The 1,034-nt window shown below is 68.7% G+C and carries 2 protein-coding genes; both read left to right on the top strand.

Annotated features, from left to right (window positions below; translation table 11 throughout):
- The first annotated feature begins 184 nt into the window (after nt 1-184).
- A complete protein-coding gene (locus A3764_RS17885; protein WP_067922267.1) occupies nt 185-733 on the top strand; it encodes a hypothetical protein in 549 nt (182 codons plus the stop codon).
- The coding region (locus A3764_RS17880; RefSeq protein ID WP_067951875.1) for a cell division protein ZapA at nt 733-1,034 on the top strand (302 nt) is incomplete at its 3' end. The genes A3764_RS17885 and A3764_RS17880, both read left to right, overlap by 1 nt.

Genomic DNA, 1,034 nt, shown 5'->3' with positions numbered 1-1,034 from the left:
GATTGCCGCGTGAACAAGTGCTGCCAAGCGATTGATATGATATGGGGCGCATTCTTGCGGCGCATTGGGTAGGATTGTACTCGAACCGCGCCTGTGCGATTCGATCCCGGGTGCATCCGCATCGGCAGCGGCGTGCACGGGGCCGGGCCGGGCGTCCCGCAGACGCGACGAGGTGAAAGTGAGCATGAACGAGATTGACGAATTGCAACGGCGCATCGCCGCCGCGATGGACCGGGTCGCCCGCGGGGTGGAGGCCATGGGGCAGGCCGCGCCGGAGCCGGCCCCCGCCGCTGAGGCCCCCGCCGGACCGGACGAGGACATGGCCGAGGCGCTGGAGGAAGAGCGGACCGCCAATGCACAGCTGACCGAACGGCTGCGGGTCTTGCGCCAGAAGAACGAGTCGGAACTCTCAGACCTCAGGCAGGAGGCGGAGGAGCTGCGCCAGCGCCTGACAGAGGGCGAATCGGCTTTCGGACGGCTCGACACCGAATTGCAGCGGGTGCGCCGCGCCAATGCGCAGCTGTCGGAGGCCTGTGCCGCCCTGCAGGAAGCCAACGCCGAAGGCGTGGGCGAGCCGCATCTGATCAACAAGGCGATGATGGCCGAACTGGAGGCGCTGCGCGCCGCCCGCGCCGCCGAAGCCGCAGAGGCCGAAGCCATCCTTGCCGCGCTGGCGCCGCTGGTGGGCGCGGAGCAGGAACCGGCGCAGGACAACACGAAAGGAACCGCCTGATGCCCGAGGTACGGATCACGATCGGGGGCCGCCAGTTCGAAGTGGCCTGCCAGGACGGCGAGGAAAGCTATCTGCACGCTGCCGCCAAGATGCTGGACGACGAGGCGCAGGTGCTGAGCGATCAGGTCGGGCGGATGCCGGAAAGCCGGATGCTGCTGATGGCGGGCCTACTGCTGGCCGACAAGACCGCCAGCGTCGAGGACCGCATCGCCGAGATACGCGCGGAACTGGCCCAGCGGGAAGCGGAACTGGCGCGGCTGCGCAATGTCCGGGTGGAGCCCGAGCGGATCGAGGTGCCGGT

This window comes from Sulfitobacter sp. HI0129 (genome assembly GCF_001635395.1).
Classification (GTDB): Bacteria; Pseudomonadota; Alphaproteobacteria; order Rhodobacterales; family Rhodobacteraceae; genus Sulfitobacter.
This window is presented reverse-complemented; position numbering and strand designations above follow the sequence as displayed.